Origin of the sequence: Pseudomonas sp. P7779, from assembly GCF_013386315.1 — a bacterium.
GTDB lineage: Bacteria > Pseudomonadota > Gammaproteobacteria > Pseudomonadales > Pseudomonadaceae > Aquipseudomonas.
This window is the reverse complement of sequence record NZ_JACARZ010000023.1, coordinates 1-16579: the sequence shown is the minus strand read 5'-3', so window position 1 is coordinate 16579 and position 16579 is coordinate 1. Positions and strand designations below refer to the sequence as shown.

At 61.6% G+C, this 16579-nt stretch carries 12 protein-coding genes, 4 tRNA genes and 1 pseudogene; 1 reads left to right on the top strand and 16 read right to left on the bottom strand.

All coding sequences use genetic code 11. The features are described 5' to 3' along the window. Positions 1-128: 128 nt before the first annotated feature. Positions 129-1252: pseudogene (locus tag HX869_RS31520) on the bottom strand (IS3 family transposase); the annotation flags it as partial. A gap of 120 nt (positions 1253-1372) precedes the next feature. After that, a tRNA-Val gene (locus HX869_RS08305) sits at positions 1373-1449 on the bottom strand. A gap of 183 nt (positions 1450-1632) precedes the next feature. Between HX869_RS08305 and HX869_RS08300 the strand changes: the two genes are divergently transcribed. Next, positions 1633-2916, top strand: coding sequence for an FAD-binding oxidoreductase (locus tag HX869_RS08300; RefSeq protein WP_178902977.1), 1284 nt, complete (start codon positions 1633-1635; stop codon positions 2914-2916). Between the two features lie 166 nt (positions 2917-3082). Here HX869_RS08300 and HX869_RS08295 read toward each other — a convergent pair. The 14 genes from HX869_RS08295 to HX869_RS08230 all read right to left on the bottom strand — a co-directional run bounded on the left by HX869_RS08295 (position 3083) and on the right by HX869_RS08230 (position 16537). Continuing rightward, positions 3083-3159 (bottom strand) — tRNA-Asp (locus tag HX869_RS08295). Positions 3160-3264: 105 nt separating this feature from the next. Then, positions 3265-3341: transfer RNA gene (locus HX869_RS08290), tRNA-Asp, on the bottom strand. 55 nt (positions 3342-3396) lie between these two features. Continuing rightward, a tRNA-Val gene (locus HX869_RS08285) sits at positions 3397-3472 on the bottom strand. Positions 3473-3579: 107 nt separating this feature from the next. Then, positions 3580-4344: an SDR family oxidoreductase gene (locus HX869_RS08280; protein WP_003212687.1), complete on the bottom strand. Its 765-nt coding sequence runs from the start codon at positions 4342-4344 to the stop codon at positions 3580-3582. A gap of 11 nt (positions 4345-4355) precedes the next feature. Then, entirely contained in the window at positions 4356-5567 is a 1212-nt protein-coding gene (locus HX869_RS08275) for an O-succinylhomoserine sulfhydrylase (protein WP_008438742.1), read from the bottom strand. Positions 5568-5633: 66 nt separating this feature from the next. After that, a complete protein-coding gene (gene purF, locus HX869_RS08270) occupies positions 5634-7139 on the bottom strand; it encodes an amidophosphoribosyltransferase (RefSeq protein WP_003212683.1) in 1506 nt (501 codons plus the stop codon). Between the two features lie 41 nt (positions 7140-7180). Continuing rightward, positions 7181-7738: a CvpA family protein gene (locus HX869_RS08265; RefSeq protein ID WP_003212681.1), complete on the bottom strand. Its 558-nt coding sequence runs from the start codon at positions 7736-7738 to the stop codon at positions 7181-7183. A gap of 254 nt (positions 7739-7992) precedes the next feature. Beyond that, positions 7993-8655: an SPOR domain-containing protein gene (locus HX869_RS08260; RefSeq protein WP_087693954.1), complete on the bottom strand. Its 663-nt coding sequence runs from the start codon at positions 8653-8655 to the stop codon at positions 7993-7995. Further along, complete coding sequence (gene folC / locus HX869_RS08255; protein WP_008438745.1) at positions 8639-9946, bottom strand: bifunctional tetrahydrofolate synthase/dihydrofolate synthase; 1308 nt, start codon at positions 9944-9946, stop codon at positions 8639-8641. The genes HX869_RS08260 and folC overlap by 17 nt, the downstream gene beginning before the upstream one ends. After that, complete coding sequence (accD, locus tag HX869_RS08250) at positions 9943-10863, bottom strand: acetyl-CoA carboxylase, carboxyltransferase subunit beta (protein WP_003212675.1); 921 nt, start codon at positions 10861-10863, stop codon at positions 9943-9945. Before accD ends, folC begins: the two co-directional genes overlap by 4 nt. A 243-nt stretch (positions 10864-11106) precedes the next feature. After that, positions 11107-11739, bottom strand: a complete 633-nt coding sequence (locus tag HX869_RS08245; protein WP_178902976.1) for a phosphoribosylanthranilate isomerase — start codon at positions 11737-11739, stop codon at positions 11107-11109. Between the two features lie 63 nt (positions 11740-11802). Beyond that, complete coding sequence (gene truA / locus HX869_RS08240) at positions 11803-12627, bottom strand: tRNA pseudouridine(38-40) synthase TruA (RefSeq protein WP_003212671.1); 825 nt, start codon at positions 12625-12627, stop codon at positions 11803-11805. Between the two features lie 156 nt (positions 12628-12783). Next, a complete protein-coding gene (locus HX869_RS08235) occupies positions 12784-15366 on the bottom strand; it encodes a FimV family protein (protein WP_178902975.1) in 2583 nt (860 codons plus the stop codon). A gap of 160 nt (positions 15367-15526) precedes the next feature. Beyond that, complete coding sequence (locus tag HX869_RS08230; protein ID WP_003212668.1) at positions 15527-16537, bottom strand: aspartate-semialdehyde dehydrogenase; 1011 nt, start codon at positions 16535-16537, stop codon at positions 15527-15529. Positions 16538-16579 lie beyond the last annotated feature (42 nt).

Genomic DNA, 16579 nt, shown 5'->3' with positions numbered 1-16579 from the left:
GCCATATTTTTGTTTCGAGATTTCTCTGGCGTACGCATGACAAGCCCGCAGCGCGATCACGACGCTCCCCCATTCGTGGGTGATGGCGATAATTCGTTGAGCATGAGCTGAGTAACGTTTGGCTCTACGGACTGCATGAAATCCTGTGGTCGCTCAGGCAGAAGCGCCGCCCTCAAGATCCCGTTGACCCGCTCTGCCAAAGCATTTTGGTAGCAGTCAGTCATAGCCGCCCGTCATGGAACACCGGATGCCGTGTTTCGCGTGCTGTTCCTGGTACATTCCCAAGCGATACTGGCCGGCTCTGTCCGAGTGATGAACCAGTGGCTGCGCGGTTTGAGCCTGATTCACGGCTCGACGTAACCTGCACTACCGACTCGGTGTGCAGACTTTCATGGACCTGGTAACCACGACCTTTCGCGAAAAAGCATCCGTCACAAGTCTCAGATAGGCCACACCTTTCTGAACGGGCAGTTAGGTGATGTCAGCTACCCGGATTTTTTCCGGACCGATTGGAACAACCTGATCAGGACCCGGTTTAAGTAGGTGCGGATGGCGCAGAAAGCGATGATGACTGTCGGTCGTCTTGTGCTACGCCCGCTTGCGGACCACCAGTAAACGCCTTCGGTGCAGGATCGAAAACAGCCGATCTCGCCCCACTTGCAGTTCAAGTTGAGGCTGGCAACGCAGCAAGTGGTGCAGCTTTCGGGTACCCAAACGCGGCCGACGCTGACTTTTTTGTTGAACGAAGTCGGCAACTTTCTGATCCAGAACCAGACGAGTTGCATCGGTGCGATTGCGTTTGCAGTAAGCCTGTCGGCTTATCCCCAAGCACTGGCAAGCCCTGCTGATGCTCAGGTTCTGGATTGGTTTATGCGCGAGGAATTGCCGGGACGCTTTTTTACGACAGAGAGACCGTAGGCGTTTTTCAAGACATCCACGACCGCCTCGAAAAACTGCGCTTTCTGATTGGAAAACGCCAACTGTTCTTCAAGCATCTTTGATGCGTTGCCATGGCGTTAGTGGTCGGTTTCTGTCGGGCACAGACCCCATCCCGGCGAGCCAATCTATGTGCCGGGGCTACACTCTTGCCGACCACGCTTGCGTAACCGCGTCAGAACGGTGGTTTTGCCTTGAATCCGGTAGCGCTCTTGAGCCTATTTACAGCCCAGCTCGCCGTTTCGACTTGGTCGACGACCGACAATTTAAAGGTCAGCGTGTAGTCTCGATGACTACGCCTTTTTCCTGCCTCCATTACGCCCTCCTGGAAATAGATCAGAAGGTGTAGACCTCATTCAGGACGAAACACAGGCAACAAAAAAGGGCCCACCTTTCGGTGAGCCCTTCTAGACCGCCCAGCAGAGCGGATTTTGTTTGGTAGGCGCGATTGGACTCGAACCAACGACCCCCACCATGTCAAGGTGGTGCTCTAACCAACTGAGCTACGTGCCTGCTGTGAGGCGGCATTCTACGGAATTCCCGAGGGGTGTCAACACCTTTTTTGCAGCTAAGCCTATGAATATGCGAATTTTTTATTTGTGGCCAGCACAACGGTATTTTCCGGCGGCTGGCAGCGGATTTTCAAGTCAGGTAGGATCGGCGCACTCGTAAAAAATATAAAACAGAGGTTCCAGGATGGCGAACACCCCCTACCCCCAGTCGTATTACGCCGCGTCTGCGAATGCGGTACCTCCTCGCCCAGAGCTGCAAGGTGAAGTCGAAACCGATGTGTGCGTGATTGGCGCCGGTTATACCGGCCTGTCCAGTGCGCTGTTCCTGCTGGAAAACGGCTTTAGCGTGACAGTGCTGGAAGCTGCCAAGGTAGGCTTTGGCGCGTCGGGCCGTAATGGTGGGCAGATCGTCAACAGCTACAGCCGTGATATCGATGTGATCGAGCGCAGTGTCGGCACCCAGCAGGCGAAATTACTCGGCGACATGGCATTTGAAGGCGGCAGGATCATTCGGGAGCGGGTGGCCAAGTATCAGATCCAGTGCGATCTGAAGGACGGCGGTGTGTTCGCGGCACTGAACAGCAAGCACATGGGCCACCTGGAGTCGCAGAAGCGCCTGTGGGAGCGCTACGGCCACACCCAGCTGGAGTTGCTGGACGAGCGGCGCATTCGCGAGGTGGTCGCCTGTGACAACTATGTGGGCGGCCTGCTCGACATGAGCGGCGGGCACATTCACCCGCTGAACCTGGCGCTGGGCGAAGCGGCAGCCGTGGAGTCCCTGGGCGGCACCATTTATGAGCAGTCGGCGGCGACTCGCATCGAGCGCGGCGCCAATCCGGTGGTGCATACGGCGCACGGCAAGGTCAGGGCCAAGTTCATTATTGTCGCGGGCAACGCCTATCTGGGGAACCTGGTTCCGGAACTGGCGGCCAAGTCGATGCCGTGTGGTACGCAGGTGATTACCACCGCACCACTGGGCGATGAACTGGCGAAGACGCTGCTGCCGCAGGATTACTGCGTCGAGGACTGCAATTACCTGCTGGACTACTACCGCCTGACGAGCGACAAGCGCCTGATCTTCGGCGGTGGCGTGGTGTACGGCGCGCGTGACCCGGCGAATATCGAGGCGATCATCCGGCCGAAGATGCTCAAGGCCTTCCCGCAGCTCAAGGACGTGAAGATCGACTACGCCTGGACCGGCAATTTCCTGCTGACCTTGTCGCGCCTGCCGCAGGTCGGTCGCCTGGGGGATAACATCTACTACTCCCAGGGCTGTAGCGGCCATGGCGTGACGTATACCCACTTGGCGGGCAAGGTACTGGCGGAAGCGCTGAGGGGCCAGGCAGAACGTTTTGATGCGTTTGCCGGCCTGCCGCACTACCCCTTCCCCGGCGGACAACTGTTGCGCACGCCGTTTGCGGCGCTGGGGGCCTGGTATTACGGGTTGCGGGACAAGCTGGGATTCTGACCCCGGACCACGGGGCTGGCTTGCCGGCCCCTGTACTTGCCGCGCCGGCACCAAATCGCAGACACAAAAAACCCCGGTCTTTCGACCAGGGTCTTTGCTATCGATCCAACCAAGCCAGCGGCTTGCTTTGGCGTCTCAGGGCGTTCAGTGGGCCCTGGAACAGATATGGCGCAGCGGACGGGACTCGAACCCGCGACCCCCGGCGTGACAGGCCGGTATTCTAACCGACTGAACTACCGCTGCGTATCGCTCAGACTGCTGAAGTGTCACCTTCAACCGCCTTCAAACATCTGACTGACCAGCCTTGGCTGTTCAATCTCAAATCTGAAACATCAGACCTGGAAAATATGGCGCAGCGGACGGGACTCGAACCCGCGACCCCCGGCGTGACAGGCCGGTATTCTAACCGACTGAACTACCGCTGCGCGTCGGTGCAACCTTTAACGTTGCGTCTTGCCCTAGGGCAAAACTCTCAAGAAGTGGTGGGTGATGACGGGATCGAACCGCCGACCCTCTGCTTGTAAGGCAGATGCTCTCCCAGCTGAGCTAATCACCCTTTGCTTCGTTGAGGCCGCGAAATTTACGCAGGTAGCGGACCTAAGTCAATAGCCTGCTTGAAGTTTTTCTGAAAAAGACAAAATGGCTTCAGGACCGCGACCCGCCCTACTCGGTGTAAATCATCTTCTTGCTCATGCCGCCGTCGACGACGAACTCTTGCCCGGTGACAAACCCGGCATTGCGCGACAGCAACCACGCCACCATCGCCGCTACGTCTTCCACAGTGCCTACCCTGCCCGCCGGGTGCTGGGCGTGATCCGCATCCGTCAGCGGCTCGGCACGGCGTGCAGCCGGGTCACGGGCATCGATCCAGCCCGGGCTGACGGCATTGACCCGTACTTCCGGCCCGAGGCTGATAGCCAACGCGTGGGTCAGGGCCAGCAAACCGCCCTTGCTCGCCGCATAGGCTTCGGTGTCCGGTTCCGACTGGCGTGCCCGGGTCGACGCCAGGTTGACGATGGCGCCGCCGTGGGCCCGCAGGTAGGGCGCACAGTGCTTGGCCAGCAACATGGGACCACTGAGGTTCACCGCCAGTACACGATTCCAGTAAGCCAGGTCGAGACTTTCCAGGGTGATGTTGCGCGGGTCGGCCACAGCGGCATTGCACACCAGCGCATCCAGGCGCCCGAACTGGCCAAGTACCTCGGCCACGCCCTGGGCAACCTGCCGCTCATCGGCCACGTCCATGGTAATAAACCAGGCGTTGTCGCCGAGCACCTTGGACACCTTGGAACCGCGCTCACGGTCCAGGTCCGTCAATACCACCTGCCAGCCTTCGCTGATCAACCAGGCGGCAATCCCCAGGCCGATGCCCCGCGCCGCGCCGGTCACCAGCGCGACCCGCCCGTTACTGGCGCTCGCCGCCTCCATGGACCACTCGATCACAGGGCAGCCAACCCACGGGCCAGGTCGGCCTGCAGGTCAGCGACGTCTTCCAGGCCCACGGCAATGCGGATCAGGCTGTCACGAATCCCGGCAGCTTCACGCTCCTGCGGCGCCAGGCGACCGTGAGAGGTGGTGCTTGGGTGAGTGATAGTGGTCTTGCTGTCACCCAGGTTGGCGGTGATGGAGATCAGGCGAGTCGCATCGATAAAGCGCCAGGCGCCCTCTTTGCCGCCCTTGACCTCGAAACTCACCACGGCGCCGAAACCACGTTGCTGGCGCTGGGCCAACTCGTGTTGCGGGTGGCTCTTGAGGCCGGCGTAGTGGACTTTCTCGATGCCGTCCTGCTGCTCCAGCCACTCGGCCAGGGCCTGGGCGTTGGCACAATGGGCCTTCATCCGCAGGCTCAGGGTCTCCAGGCCTTTAAGGAAGATCCAGGCGTTGAACGGACTCAGGGTCGGGCCGGCGGTGCGCAAGAAGCCCACCACTTCCTTCATCTGCTCGCTGCGGCCGGCAACCACACCCCCCATGCAACGGCCCTGGCCGTCGATGAACTTGGTGGCCGAGTGCACAACGATGTCTGCGCCCAGCTTCAGCGGCTGCTGCAATGCAGGGGTGCAGAAGCAGTTGTCGACGATCAGCATCGCGCCCTTGGCGTGGGCCACTTCGGACAATGCGGCAATGTCCACCAGCTCGGCCAACGGATTGGACGGCGACTCGACGAACAGCAATTTGGTGTTGGCCTTGATGGCCGCGTCCCAGCCGGACAGGTCCGCCAGCGGCACGTAGTCGACTTCAATACCAAAACGCTTGAAGTACTTTTCGAACAGGCTGATGGTCGAACCAAACACGCTGCGCGATACCAGGACGTGGTCGCCGGCGCTGCACAGGCTCATGACTACCGCGAGAATCGCAGCCATGCCCGTGGCAGTGGCGACAGCCTGCTCGGCGCCTTCCAGCGCGGCGATACGCTCTTCGAACGCGCGCACGGTCGGGTTGGTGTAACGCGAATAAACGTTGCCCGGTACTTCACCGGCAAAACGCGCAGCGGCGTCGGCCGCAGTGCGGAACACATAGCTGGAGGTAAAGAACATCGGGTCACCGTGCTCACCTTCCGGGGTGCGGTGCTGGCCGGCGCGCACAGCCAGGGTATCGAAAGCTACGCCATCGAGGTCGCTGTCCAAGCGACCGGCATCCCATTCCTGACTCATGCTCTACTCCTCAACTCGAATGCTTTATCAAAGATACAAAACCGGCCCCTCAGGGCCGGTGTCTACTCAGTTGTTGTACAGGTCGATGATCGCGCTGACCGCCTGGGTCTTGATCTTCGAGGAATCGTTACGGGCCTGCTCGATCTTGTTCAGGTAGGCCTCGTCGACATCGCCGGTGACGTACTTGCCGTCGAACACCGCGCAATCGAACTCCTCGATCTTGATCTTGCCACCACCGACGGCTTCGATCAGGTCCGGCAGGTCCTGGTAGATCAGCCAGTCGGCGCCGATCAGGTCCGCAACGTCCTGGGTCGAACGGTTGTGGGCGATCAGTTCGTGGGCGCTCGGCATGTCGATGCCGTACACGTTCGGGTAACGCACGGCAGGCGCGGCGGAACAGAAGTAAACGTTCTTCGCACCGGCTTCGCGGGCCATCTGGATGATCTGCTTGCAGGTGGTGCCGCGTACGATGGAGTCATCCACCAGCATCACGTTCTTGCCGCGGAACTCCAGCTCGATCGCGTTGAGCTTCTGGCGCACCGACTTCTTGCGCGCAGCCTGGCCAGGCATGATGAAGGTACGGCCGATGTAACGGTTCTTGACGAAGCCTTCGCGGAATTTCACGCCCAGGTGGTTCGCCAACTCCAGCGCAGCGGTGCGGCTGGTGTCCGGGATCGGGATAACCACGTCGATGTCGTGATCCGGGCGCTCGCGCAGGATCTTGTCCGCCAGCTTCTCGCCCATGCGCAGGCGCGCCTTGTACACCGAAACACCGTCGATGATCGAATCCGGACGCGCCAGGTAGACGTGTTCGAAGATGCACGGGGTAAGTTTCGGGTTCAGTGCGCACTGACGGGTGTGCAGCTTGCCGTCTTCCGTGATGTAGACCGCTTCGCCCGGCGCCAGGTCGCGAATCAGGGTAAAGCCCAGCACGTCCAGGGACACGCTTTCGGAAGCGATCATGTACTCGACGCCTTCGTCGGTATGACGCTGGCCGAACACGATCGGGCGGATGCCGTGGGGGTCGCGGAAACCGACGATACCGTAGCCGGTCACCATCGCCACTACCGCATAGCCACCGACGCAGCGGTTGTGCACGTCAGTCACGGCAGCGAACACGTCTTCTTCGGTCGGCTGCAGCTTGCCGCGCTGGGCCAGCTCGTGGGCGAACACGTTCAGCAGTACTTCGGAGTCCGAGTTGGTGTTGACGTGGCGCAGGTCAGATTCGTAAATCTCCTTGGCCAGTTGTTCAACGTTGGTCAGGTTGCCGTTGTGCGCCAGGGTGATGCCATAGGGCGAGTTGACGTAGAACGGCTGGGCTTCGGCCGAGGTCGAGCTGCCCGCTGTCGGGTAGCGCACGTGGCCAATGCCCATGTGCCCGACCAGGCGCTGCATGTGGCGCTGATGGAACACGTCACGCACCAGACCATTGTCCTTGCGCAGGAATAACCGGCCGTCGTGGCTGGTCACAATACCGGCAGCATCCTGGCCGCGGTGCTGGAGGACGGTTAGCGCGTCATACAGCGCCTGATTCACGTTCGACTTACCGACGATACCGACGATGCCACACATGCGACGCAACCCCTACTTAATGAATCTTGACTGAACACAACTTACTGAGGCGTTTTGGCCGGCAAGAGGTGTTCCTTGAACGGAAGATCAGCGGGTACGCTGATCCCGCTGGCCAGCCACTGACTGCTCCACCCCAAAATGAGGTTTTTGGACCAATCTGCAACCAATAGAAATTTTGGCACGAGTACCGACTCCTGCCACCACGAATCCTGCTGTACCGGCCCCAGGCTCAACAGCCCGACCGCCACGACCACCAGCAAGCCGCCACGCGCGGCGCCGAAGGCCATGCCGAGAAATCGATCGGTCCCGGAGAGGCCGGTGACGCGTATCAATTCGCCGATAAGATAATTGACCATTGCCCCCACCAACAACGTGGCGATGAACATGATGGCGCAGCCCGCGATGACGCGAGCCGAAGGTGTCTCGATGTATCCGGCCAGGTAGACAGACAATGAACCGCCGAACATCCAGGCTACAACTCCTGCGATGATCCATGTCAGCAGCGACAATGCTTCTTTGACGAAGCCGCGGCTCAGACTGATCAAAGCGGAGATGGCGACGATTGCAACGATCGCCCAATCAACCCAGGTAAATGGCACAGTTCAGCCTACAGACGGATAAGGCGGCGCATTTTAGCAGAGCGCTGGGCTATCGGTAAGCTGTGATTGGCAGTGCATTTGAAATCAATGAGTTATAGGGGAAACCGGCCTGTTGCGGCACACCCAAAACACTTGTGGGAGCGGGCCTGCTCGCGAAGGCGGTGGGGCAGCCAATAAATCTGCTGACTGATACACCGCTTCGCGAGCAAGCCCGCTCCCACATTGACCGCATCCCAGCTTGAATCCTTGCAGCCTCAGCCTTTTTCGGGCTGGAAGCGAACCACAAAACCCTTGAGGTTCTGCTGGCGATCCAACAGGTCCCGCAAGCGATCGGCTTCAGCCCGCTCGATCAGCGGCCCGATGAATACCCGGTTCTTGCCATCGGCGCTGCGGATATAGGCGTTGTAACCCTGGGTGCGCAGCTTCTTCTGCAACGCATCAGCACTTTCGCGGTTAGCCAGGCTGGCCAGCTGGATCGACCAACTGATCGGCAAGCCATTCGGGTCAATACGGCTCTGGCCCACGTCCGGCTTGCCTGGTGCCGCAGGTTGCGGGGCCACAGGTTTTGGCGCTGGCGCCGGCGCCGCAGGCTTCGCAGCAACTGCAGGAGCAGCAGGCGCAGGCTTAACCACCGGCACGCTCGGCTGCACCGGCATCGACGGCGCTTGCTGTGCAGCCACTTCGTCATCGGTCGGCACCGGCTCTTCTTCCGGCAGCGCTTGCGGCTCGGGAACCACCACCGGCTCAACCTGAACCTGAGGCACCGCAGGCGCCTGGGGCGCAGCTGGCGCTTCAACGGTCACTTGGCGCTGCTCATCCTGACGGGAAAACAGCATCGGCAGGAAAATCACCGCCAACGCCACCAGGACCAGGGCTCCAACCATTCGCTGCTTGTATGCGCTATCCAGTAATGCCATGTGCAGCTTCCTCCGTGGAGCGCCGGGCCAACCATTCGAGCGCCTCGGCAACACAATAAAATGATCCGAACAACAGAATCTCATCCTCAGGCGTCGCAACCGCGCACTGGGCTTCCAGGGCGGCTGTCACGCTTGCATGGGACGTCACGGACGCGCCAAGGTTCTGCAAGGCAACCTGCAACTCGATGGCAGGACGACTGCGGGACGTATCCAGCGGTGCAACCGCCCAGGCCTGGACGTCACCCAACAAGGGTGCAACCACGCCGTCCAGGTCCTTGTCGGACAACAACCCGAACACCGCGAGGCGGCGACCGGCGGGCGGCGTGCGTGCCAGGCGCCTGGCCAGGTATTCAGCGGCGTGAGGGTTATGCCCCACGTCCAGCAGCAAGTTCAGGCGCTTGCCCTCCCAGTCGAACGTGCGCCGGTCAAGGCGCCCCACCACGCGAGTAGCCTGCAACGTAGCGGCAATCTGCTCGGCATGCCAGGGCAAATCCAGCAACAGGTAGGCTTGCAGCGCGAGCGCGGCGTTTTCCATCGGCAGGTTCAGCAGTGGCAAGTCGCGCAACTCGACGGTTTGACCGCGCGCGTCAAGCCCGCGCCATTGCCAGAATTGGTCGCCAATCTCGAGATTGAAATCACGCCCACGCAGGAAGAACGGGCAATCCAGCTCGCGCACCTTGTCCAGCAAGGTATGCGGCGGATCCAGGTCGCCGCACAGTGCAGGCTTGCCCTGGCGGAAGATCCCGGCTTTTTCATAGGCCACGGACTCACGGGTGTTACCCAGGTAGTCCGCATGGTCGACGCCAATACTGGTAATCAGCGCCAGGTCGGCATCCACCACGTTGACCGTGTCCAGACGCCCGCCCAGACCGACTTCCAGCACCACTACATCCAGCTGCGCACGCTCGAACAGCCAGAACGCCGCCAGGGTGCCCATCTCGAAATAGGTCAGGGAAATCTCGCCACGCCCGGCATCAAGTGCGGCGAAGGCTTCGCAGAGTTGCTCGTCAGTGGCTTCGACGCCATTGAGCTGCACCCGCTCGTTGTAGCGCAGCAGGTGCGGCGAGTTGTACACGCCGACCTTCAGGCCCTGGGCTTGCAGCAAGGCCGCGACAAAGGCGCAGGTAGAGCCCTTGCCGTTGGTGCCGGTCACCGTGATCACACGCGGCGCCGGCCGGCCCAACCCGAGGCGGGCCGCTACCTGTTGCGAGCGCTCCAGGCCCATGTCGATGGCTGACGGATGCAACTGCTCAAGGTAGGCGAGCCATTCGCCCAGGGTACGTTGGGTCATATGTTTGCAGGCACCGGTGGCACGACAATCGGCTCGATTTTAGGCGCGACGTACACAGGTGTCGGCAGGCCCATCATTTGCGCCAGCAGGCTACCCAGGCGCGGACGCAGTTCGCCGCGCGGAATGATCAGGTCGATCGCGCCGTGCTCCAGCAGGAACTCGCTGCGCTGGAAACCTTCCGGCAGTTTTTCGCGAACGGTCTGCTCGATAACACGCGGGCCGGCAAAGCCGATCAGCGCCTTCGGCTCACCGACGATCACGTCACCCAGCATCGCCAGGCTGGCGGAAACACCGCCGTAGACCGGGTCGGTCAGCACGGAGATGAACGGAATACCTTCTTCGCGCAGACGCGCCAGTACCGCGGAGGTCTTGGCCATTTGCATCAGCGAGATCAGTGCTTCCTGCATCCGCGCACCGCCGGAGGCGGCGAAGCAGATCATCGGGCAACGGTTTTCCAGCGCGTAGTTGGCGGCACGTACGAAACGCTCACCGACGATGGCGCCCATCGAGCCGCCCATGAAGGAGAATTCGAAGGCCGAAACCACCACCGGCATGCCCAGCAGCTTGCCGCTGACGGAAATCAGCGCGTCCTTTTCACCGGTCTGCTTCTGGGCCGCGGTCAGGCGGTCCTTGTACTTCTTGCCGTCGCGGAACTTCAAACGGTCAACCGGCTCCAGGTCAGCGCCCAGTTCGGAGCGACCATCGGCGTCGAGGAAAATATCAATGCGGGCGCGGGCGCCGATACGCATGTGGTGATTGCACTTGGGGCAAACGTCCAGGGTCTTTTCCAGCTCCGGGCGGTACAGCACCGCGTCGCAGGATGGGCACTTGTGCCAAAGACCTTCAGGAACCGAGCTTTTCTTCACCTCGGAACGCATGATCGAAGGGATCAGTTTGTCTACTAACCAGTTGCTCATGCTTTCTTTCTCCAGTACCGGTGGCTTGAACACAGCCCCGCGTATGCCCTTGAGCTAAATTCATATGTGGCGATGACACAAACTGGACGGGGTCAGACGTTCGACCAGCCATTTCCTGCCTGTGCCCTCAGCCTTCCAGACAACCTGCCGTGCAGAGTTGCCACTTCATTTCCGGGCCTCCCACAGGCGGCGCCGGGCTGTTTTACACAGTGGTAGTTATGGACGGCGGCAGACTGCCAGCCGTCACATCGTCCCGCTGCTGTCGCGCACGGCCTGCATGAATGCGCGAATCCTTGCGTGATCCTTGATGCCCTTGCCCTGCTCTACCCCGCCGCTGACGTCCACGGCATACGGCCGAACCTGCTGGATGGCACTGGCCACGTTGTCCGGATTCAGGCCGCCCGCGAGGATAATCGGCTTGCTCAACCCTTCGGGAATCAACGACCAGTCAAACGCCTCGCCCGTACCACCGGGAACGCCTTCGACGTAGGTGTCGAGAAGAATCCCGCGAGCCCCGCCATAGGCAGCGCATGCCGCAGCAATATCGTCCCCGGCCTTGACCCGCAGCGCCTTGATGTACGGGCGCTGGCAGCTCTCGCACTCGTCCGGACTCTCATCGCCATGGAACTGCAGCATGTCCAGTTGCACGGCGTCGAGGGTTTCATTGAGCTCGCAGCGGCTGGCGTTGACGAACAACCCCACGGTGGTCACGAACGGCGGCAACGCGGCGATGATCGCCCGCGCCTGCAACACATTCACCGCCCGCGGGCTTTTGGCATAAAACACGAAACCGATGGCATCGGCCCCCGCCTCGACCGCCGCCAACGCGTCTTCTATGCGGGTAATCCCGCAAATCTTGCTGCGAACGGCAGACATGTCGATGAAACCTCAGGGCGTGTCCGGGAAAGTCCCGGATGGTAACAAATGCTTTTGAGGGCGTCAGCCGCCAAGTTCGCTGAAACCTGTGAGGAAGTGTGGCCCGATGAATCGCTGGGGCAATTCGAACTCGTCGCGGTACTCCACATCCACCAGGTACAGGCCGAACGGATGCGCCGTGACGCCGCCGGTACGGCGAATCCGGCTTTCCAGCACTTCCCTGGCCCATTCCACCGGGCGTTCGCCGGTACCGATGGTCATCAGCACCCCGGCGATATTGCGCACCATATGGTGCAGGAAGGCGCCGGCGCGGATATCCAGCACGATCATCTTGCCGTGGCGCGTCACCCGCAGGTGGTGGACTTCCTTGATCGGCGACTTGGCCTGGCACTGCCCGGCACGGAACGCGCTGAAATCGTGGATACCTACAAGATGCTGGGCCGCCTCGGCCATGCGCTCGGCGTCCAGCGGGCGGTGGTTCCAGGTGATTTCTTCGTTGAGATGGGCCGGGCGGATCTGATCGTTGTAGATCACATAGCGATAACGCCGGGCGATGGCCTTGAAGCGCGCGTGAAAGTCCGCCGGCATCACCTTGGCCCAACTGACGCTGACGTCGTGGGGCAAGTTGATATTGGCGCCCATCACCCATGCCTTCATCGAGCGCTCGGCCTGAGTGTCAAAGTGCACCACTTGCCCGCAAGCGTGCACGCCGGCGTCAGTACGTCCGGCACACATCAGCGACACCGGTGAGTCGGCGACTTTCGACAGGGCCTTCTCCAGGGTTTCCTGCACCGTCGGCACACCGGAGGCCTGGCGTTGCCAGCCACGATAGCGCGAGCCTTTGTATTCCACGCCCAGGGCGATTCTGAAAAAGCCTGCGGCCGCCATTTCGGCGGCCGCGTTATCTATATTTGCCAAGAACTGAGAGCCTGATGAGTTGCGCAAAGGCGGCCATTATAAGGCCGCGCGCCTGGGACGCCATGGGTTTGGTGCCTGGATGGCAAAACGGCAGCCCGAAGGCTGCCGTTGTATTTACCGCGCGTATCAAGCCAGCCGGCTGAGCATTTCCTTGGCCTCGCCCTTCTGACCGTCATCGCCTTCCTTGAGCACCTCGCCAAGAATGTCCCGCGCACCGTCGGCATCGCCCATGTCGATGTAGGCCTGCGCCAGGTCGAGCTTGGTGGCCACTTCGTCGGTACCGGAGAGGAAGTCGAATTCCGGCTCATCGCCACCCAACGCCGCGTCGTCGGCGGTGAAGGACGGTTCGATTGGCGGATGCTCCAAGCTTTGCGACAGGCGATCCAGCTCGGCGTTGACATCATCAAGCTCCGACGCAAACGCGTCCGGCTTGGCCGCTGCGGGCGCCTCGGGTTCGTCGGCCAGGGACAGGTCGAAATCCTCCGGCAGGTCGAGGTCGTCCAGGTCGGCCGGCGTCAGTGTCGGCGGCTCTACCGGCGGCAGGTCCTTCATCTGGTCTTCAAGGCCGGAGAGGAAGTCGTCGTCTGACTGGGTCGACGAGGGTGGATCGAGTTGCAGGTCCAGGTCGAAATCCGAGAGGTCTTCCGCGCTGGCCTTGGCCTCGGCCTGCTGTTGCAGCACCGATTCAAAGCTCAGGTCGTCGTCCGACGTCGGGCGGACCACGGCTGGCGAAGCAGCCTCCAGATCGTCCAGGCTGAGGTCGAAGTCTGTGTCAAACGCGTCCGGCGCAGGCTCAGGTGCAGGCGGTGCCGGGTCGTCCTTGAGCAGGTCCTTGACGTATTGGGCGTCGAGAGCGGCAGCGGCAACGGCAGCGCTGACGCCTGCTGCGAACACGGCCATGGCCGGGAAGCGGCTTTTCAGCTGTTCGACCTGGGCATGGTTGTCGCCATTGGCGACCAACTGGCGCTCCTGGGTGACAAACCCGTCCTTGTTGCCCTGCAAGCCGTGGACTTCCATCAGCTTGAGACGCAGGTCACTGCGGGCGGGCTCTTGCTTGATTGCATCTTCCAGCACTTCCGCAGCCTGGTTCAGGTGGCCACGGTCGATATGCGACTGGGCTTGCGCCAGGGCGTCGGTCGGACGCTGCACAGCAACAGGTGCGACCACCGGCGCAATCACCGGGGCAACCACCGCCGCCGGAGCTGGAGCTGGAGCTGGAGCTGGAGCTGGAGCTGGAGCTGGAGCCAGCTTGACGTTCGGCGGCGGCACATCAAGACCTTCGAAACTGTCAGATGGCAGGTCGTGATCAATGTTCGGCGCAAATTCCGGCTCTTCAGCCAGGGCCCGTGCCATGCGCAGGTGCTTTTCTTCTTCAAGCCGCGCATTGCGATGACGGGCCCACAGCAGCAGAAGCAACAGCACCAGCAAACCCGCTGCGCCGCCGATCACCCCCAGCACGATCGGGTTGGTCAGCAGGTCGTTGAATTTACCTTCAGTGCTGGCAGGCGCCGCATCCGGCTTGACCGGGGTCTCGACCGGCGCAGCCGCGGGGGTTGCTGCCGGAGCTGCCGCTGCCGGCGCAGCCGCTTGTGCAGCCAGCTCGGCCGGCATCGCCGCCGTTGCAGCAGGCTGCGCCGCAGCTCCACCCGGGGTCTGCAACTTGGCCAGCTGGTTGTTCTTGAGCTCGATCAGCCGCTGCAGCTTGTCCAGCTGACTTTGCAGGTCAGCCATGCGGCTTTTCAGTTCTTCATTCTCGCGACGGGTCGAATCCAGGCTTTCCTGGGTCACCGCCAGCTTGTTGTTCAAGGCCCGGCTGTCGCCCGCCGCGCCCTTCCCGCCCTTCCTGGCCGCTTCGGCCGAGACCAGGCTCAAATTGTCCTTGGTATTGGTCTGCGACGGCGCATTACCCGCCTGGGTACGCTTGGTCGCGTCCAGCTGCGCCTTGCCGGCGAGCTGATTGCCGCCACGGCGGCCCTCGCGCCACGCCGCGTTTTGCGCCGTCACTTCAGCAATCGCCTCGGGCTGCGGCAGGCTGGTGCTTTGCCCCGAATCCGGCAGGCGCAGGACCTGGCCGGTTTTCATGCGGTTGATGTTGCCGTCGATAAAGGCGTCAGGGTTCAGCGCCTGAATGGCCAGCATGGTCTGCTGCACCGAGGCGCCATTGCGGTTTTTCGCGGCGATTTCCCACAAGGTGTCACGGGAAGTCGTGGTGTGTTCCTTGGCCTTGGTGACTGCCGGAGCCGTCGTCGCAGGCGCACTCAAGCGTGGCGCGGGTGCAGGTGCACCGGCGGCCGGGGTCGACTGGTCGAACTTGGCCGGGTCCAGCAACACGCTGTAGTCGCGCATCAGGCGACCGTTGGGCCATTGCACCTGCAGCAGGAAACGCACGTAGGAATCCGGCAGCGGCTTGCTGGAGGTGACACGCACCACACTGCGGCCGTTGGGATTGACCACCGGGGTAAAGGTCAGGTCGTTCAGGAACGCCTGGCGATCGACGCCCGCATCTACAAAGGCCTGGGACGACGCGAGGCTGGGGGTGATCTCGGAGGCGGTCAGGCCACCGACATCGAGCAACTCGATTTCCACCGACAGCGGCTGGTTCAGCTTCGACTTGAGGGTCATCTCCCCAAGCTGCAGTGCTTGCGCCATACCGGAGGACAGCGCCGAGGCGGCCGCTATTGCTAACACCAGTTTGCGAACTTGAACCATAGCCTCATCCTTTTTGAACACTCCCCGGCCGGCGAGAAGGTGGGTAACCGCTGCCATTAGGCATGGCGAGCCGATAGGTCACCGACGCGCAATTTTTCCAGCTTGGGGCCAAGCATAGCGCTTGGCTAGAATCAATCTACAAATTGCCGCCAAGTATCTTTTACACAAGGCCTTTTATCAACAACTGCGCCAGCTGTACGGCGTTCAGTGCCGCCCCTTTGCGTACGTTATCTGACGCCAGCCACATATTTAGTTCCGCAGGGTCATCAACACCGGCACGAACCCGGCCCACGTAGACCACGTCCTGACCGACCGCATCGCCCACAGCCGTGGGGTAATCGCCCTCTTCCACCAACTCGACACCCGGTGCCGAGTCCAGGGCACGGTTGACGGCAGCGAGATCCACCGCTGCCCCCAATTGCAGTGACACAGTCAGGCTATCGCCAAAAAACACCGGGGCTTGAACGCAAGTGACGGAAATCTTTAGCAAAGGCATTTCCAGCACGGCGCGCAATTCGTGCACCAGGCGTTTTTCCAGGGCGGTGTGGCCTTGCGCGTCAGGCTTGCCGACCTGGGCCAGCAGGTTAAAGGCCATTTGCCGGTCGAAGAACTTCGGCTCCAGCGGGCGCACATTCAACAACTCGGCGGTCTGCCGGGCGAGTTCGCTGACAGCCTCACGGCCCTGGGCGGAAACAGCGAGGTTGGCGGTGACGTTGACGCGCTGAATGTCCAGCAAGCCGCGCAGTGGCGCCAGCACCACGGCCAGGGCAGTGGCCGACGGGCTTGGGCTGCTGACCTGATAAGGTTTTTTCAGGCCATCGAGGATCTGCGCGTTGGCTTCCGGCACTACCTGCGGCGCCTGATCGGCCGGCAAGGCGCCGGACAAGTCGATCAGGGTGCAGCCCGCAGCGGTGGCGCGCGGGGCAAAACTCAAGGTGACCGCAGGGCCGGCGGCGAAGAACACCAGTTGGACTTTGCTGAAATCGAATTCATCGACTTCCCGCACCCGCACGTTCTTGCCACGAAACGGCACCGAATGCCCGGCCGACTCGCTGCTGGCCAACAGGTGCAGGCTGCCTACCGGGAAGTCCTGCTCTTCGAGGATCTGCACCAGGGTTTCGCCAACGGTGCCGGTGGCGCCGATCACGGCAATATCAAAGGTCTGGGTCATGGGGGCTGCCTCGGGCATTGCGGGGGGAGCGGCACTTTACCG

Bases quoted from the DNA above. Each gene is read 5' to 3' on its own strand.
- HX869_RS08300 (WP_178902977.1), top strand. From the start codon at position 1,633: ATGGCGAACACCCCCTACCCCCAGTCGTATTACGCCGCGTCTGCGAAT.
- HX869_RS08280 (WP_003212687.1), bottom strand. From the start codon at position 4,344: ATGGAGGCGGCGAGCGCCAGTAACGGGCGGGTCGCGCTGGTGACCGGC.
- HX869_RS08275 (WP_008438742.1), bottom strand. From the start codon at position 5,567: ATGAGTCAGGAATGGGATGCCGGTCGCTTGGACAGCGACCTCGATGGC.
- purF (WP_003212683.1), bottom strand. From the start codon at position 7,139: ATGTGTGGCATCGTCGGTATCGTCGGTAAGTCGAACGTGAATCAGGCG.
- HX869_RS08260 (WP_087693954.1), bottom strand. From the start codon at position 8,655: ATGGCATTACTGGATAGCGCATACAAGCAGCGAATGGTTGGAGCCCTG.
- folC (WP_008438745.1), bottom strand. From the start codon at position 9,946: ATGACCCAACGTACCCTGGGCGAATGGCTCGCCTACCTTGAGCAGTTG.
- accD (WP_003212675.1), bottom strand. From the start codon at position 10,863: ATGAGCAACTGGTTAGTAGACAAACTGATCCCTTCGATCATGCGTTCC.
- HX869_RS08245 (WP_178902976.1), bottom strand. From the start codon at position 11,739: ATGTCTGCCGTTCGCAGCAAGATTTGCGGGATTACCCGCATAGAAGAC.
- truA (WP_003212671.1), bottom strand. From the start codon at position 12,627: ATGGCGGCCGCAGGCTTTTTCAGAATCGCCCTGGGCGTGGAATACAAA.
- HX869_RS08235 (WP_178902975.1), bottom strand. From the start codon at position 15,366: ATGGTTCAAGTTCGCAAACTGGTGTTAGCAATAGCGGCCGCCTCGGCG.
- HX869_RS08230 (WP_003212668.1), bottom strand. From the start codon at position 16,537: ATGACCCAGACCTTTGATATTGCCGTGATCGGCGCCACCGGCACCGTT.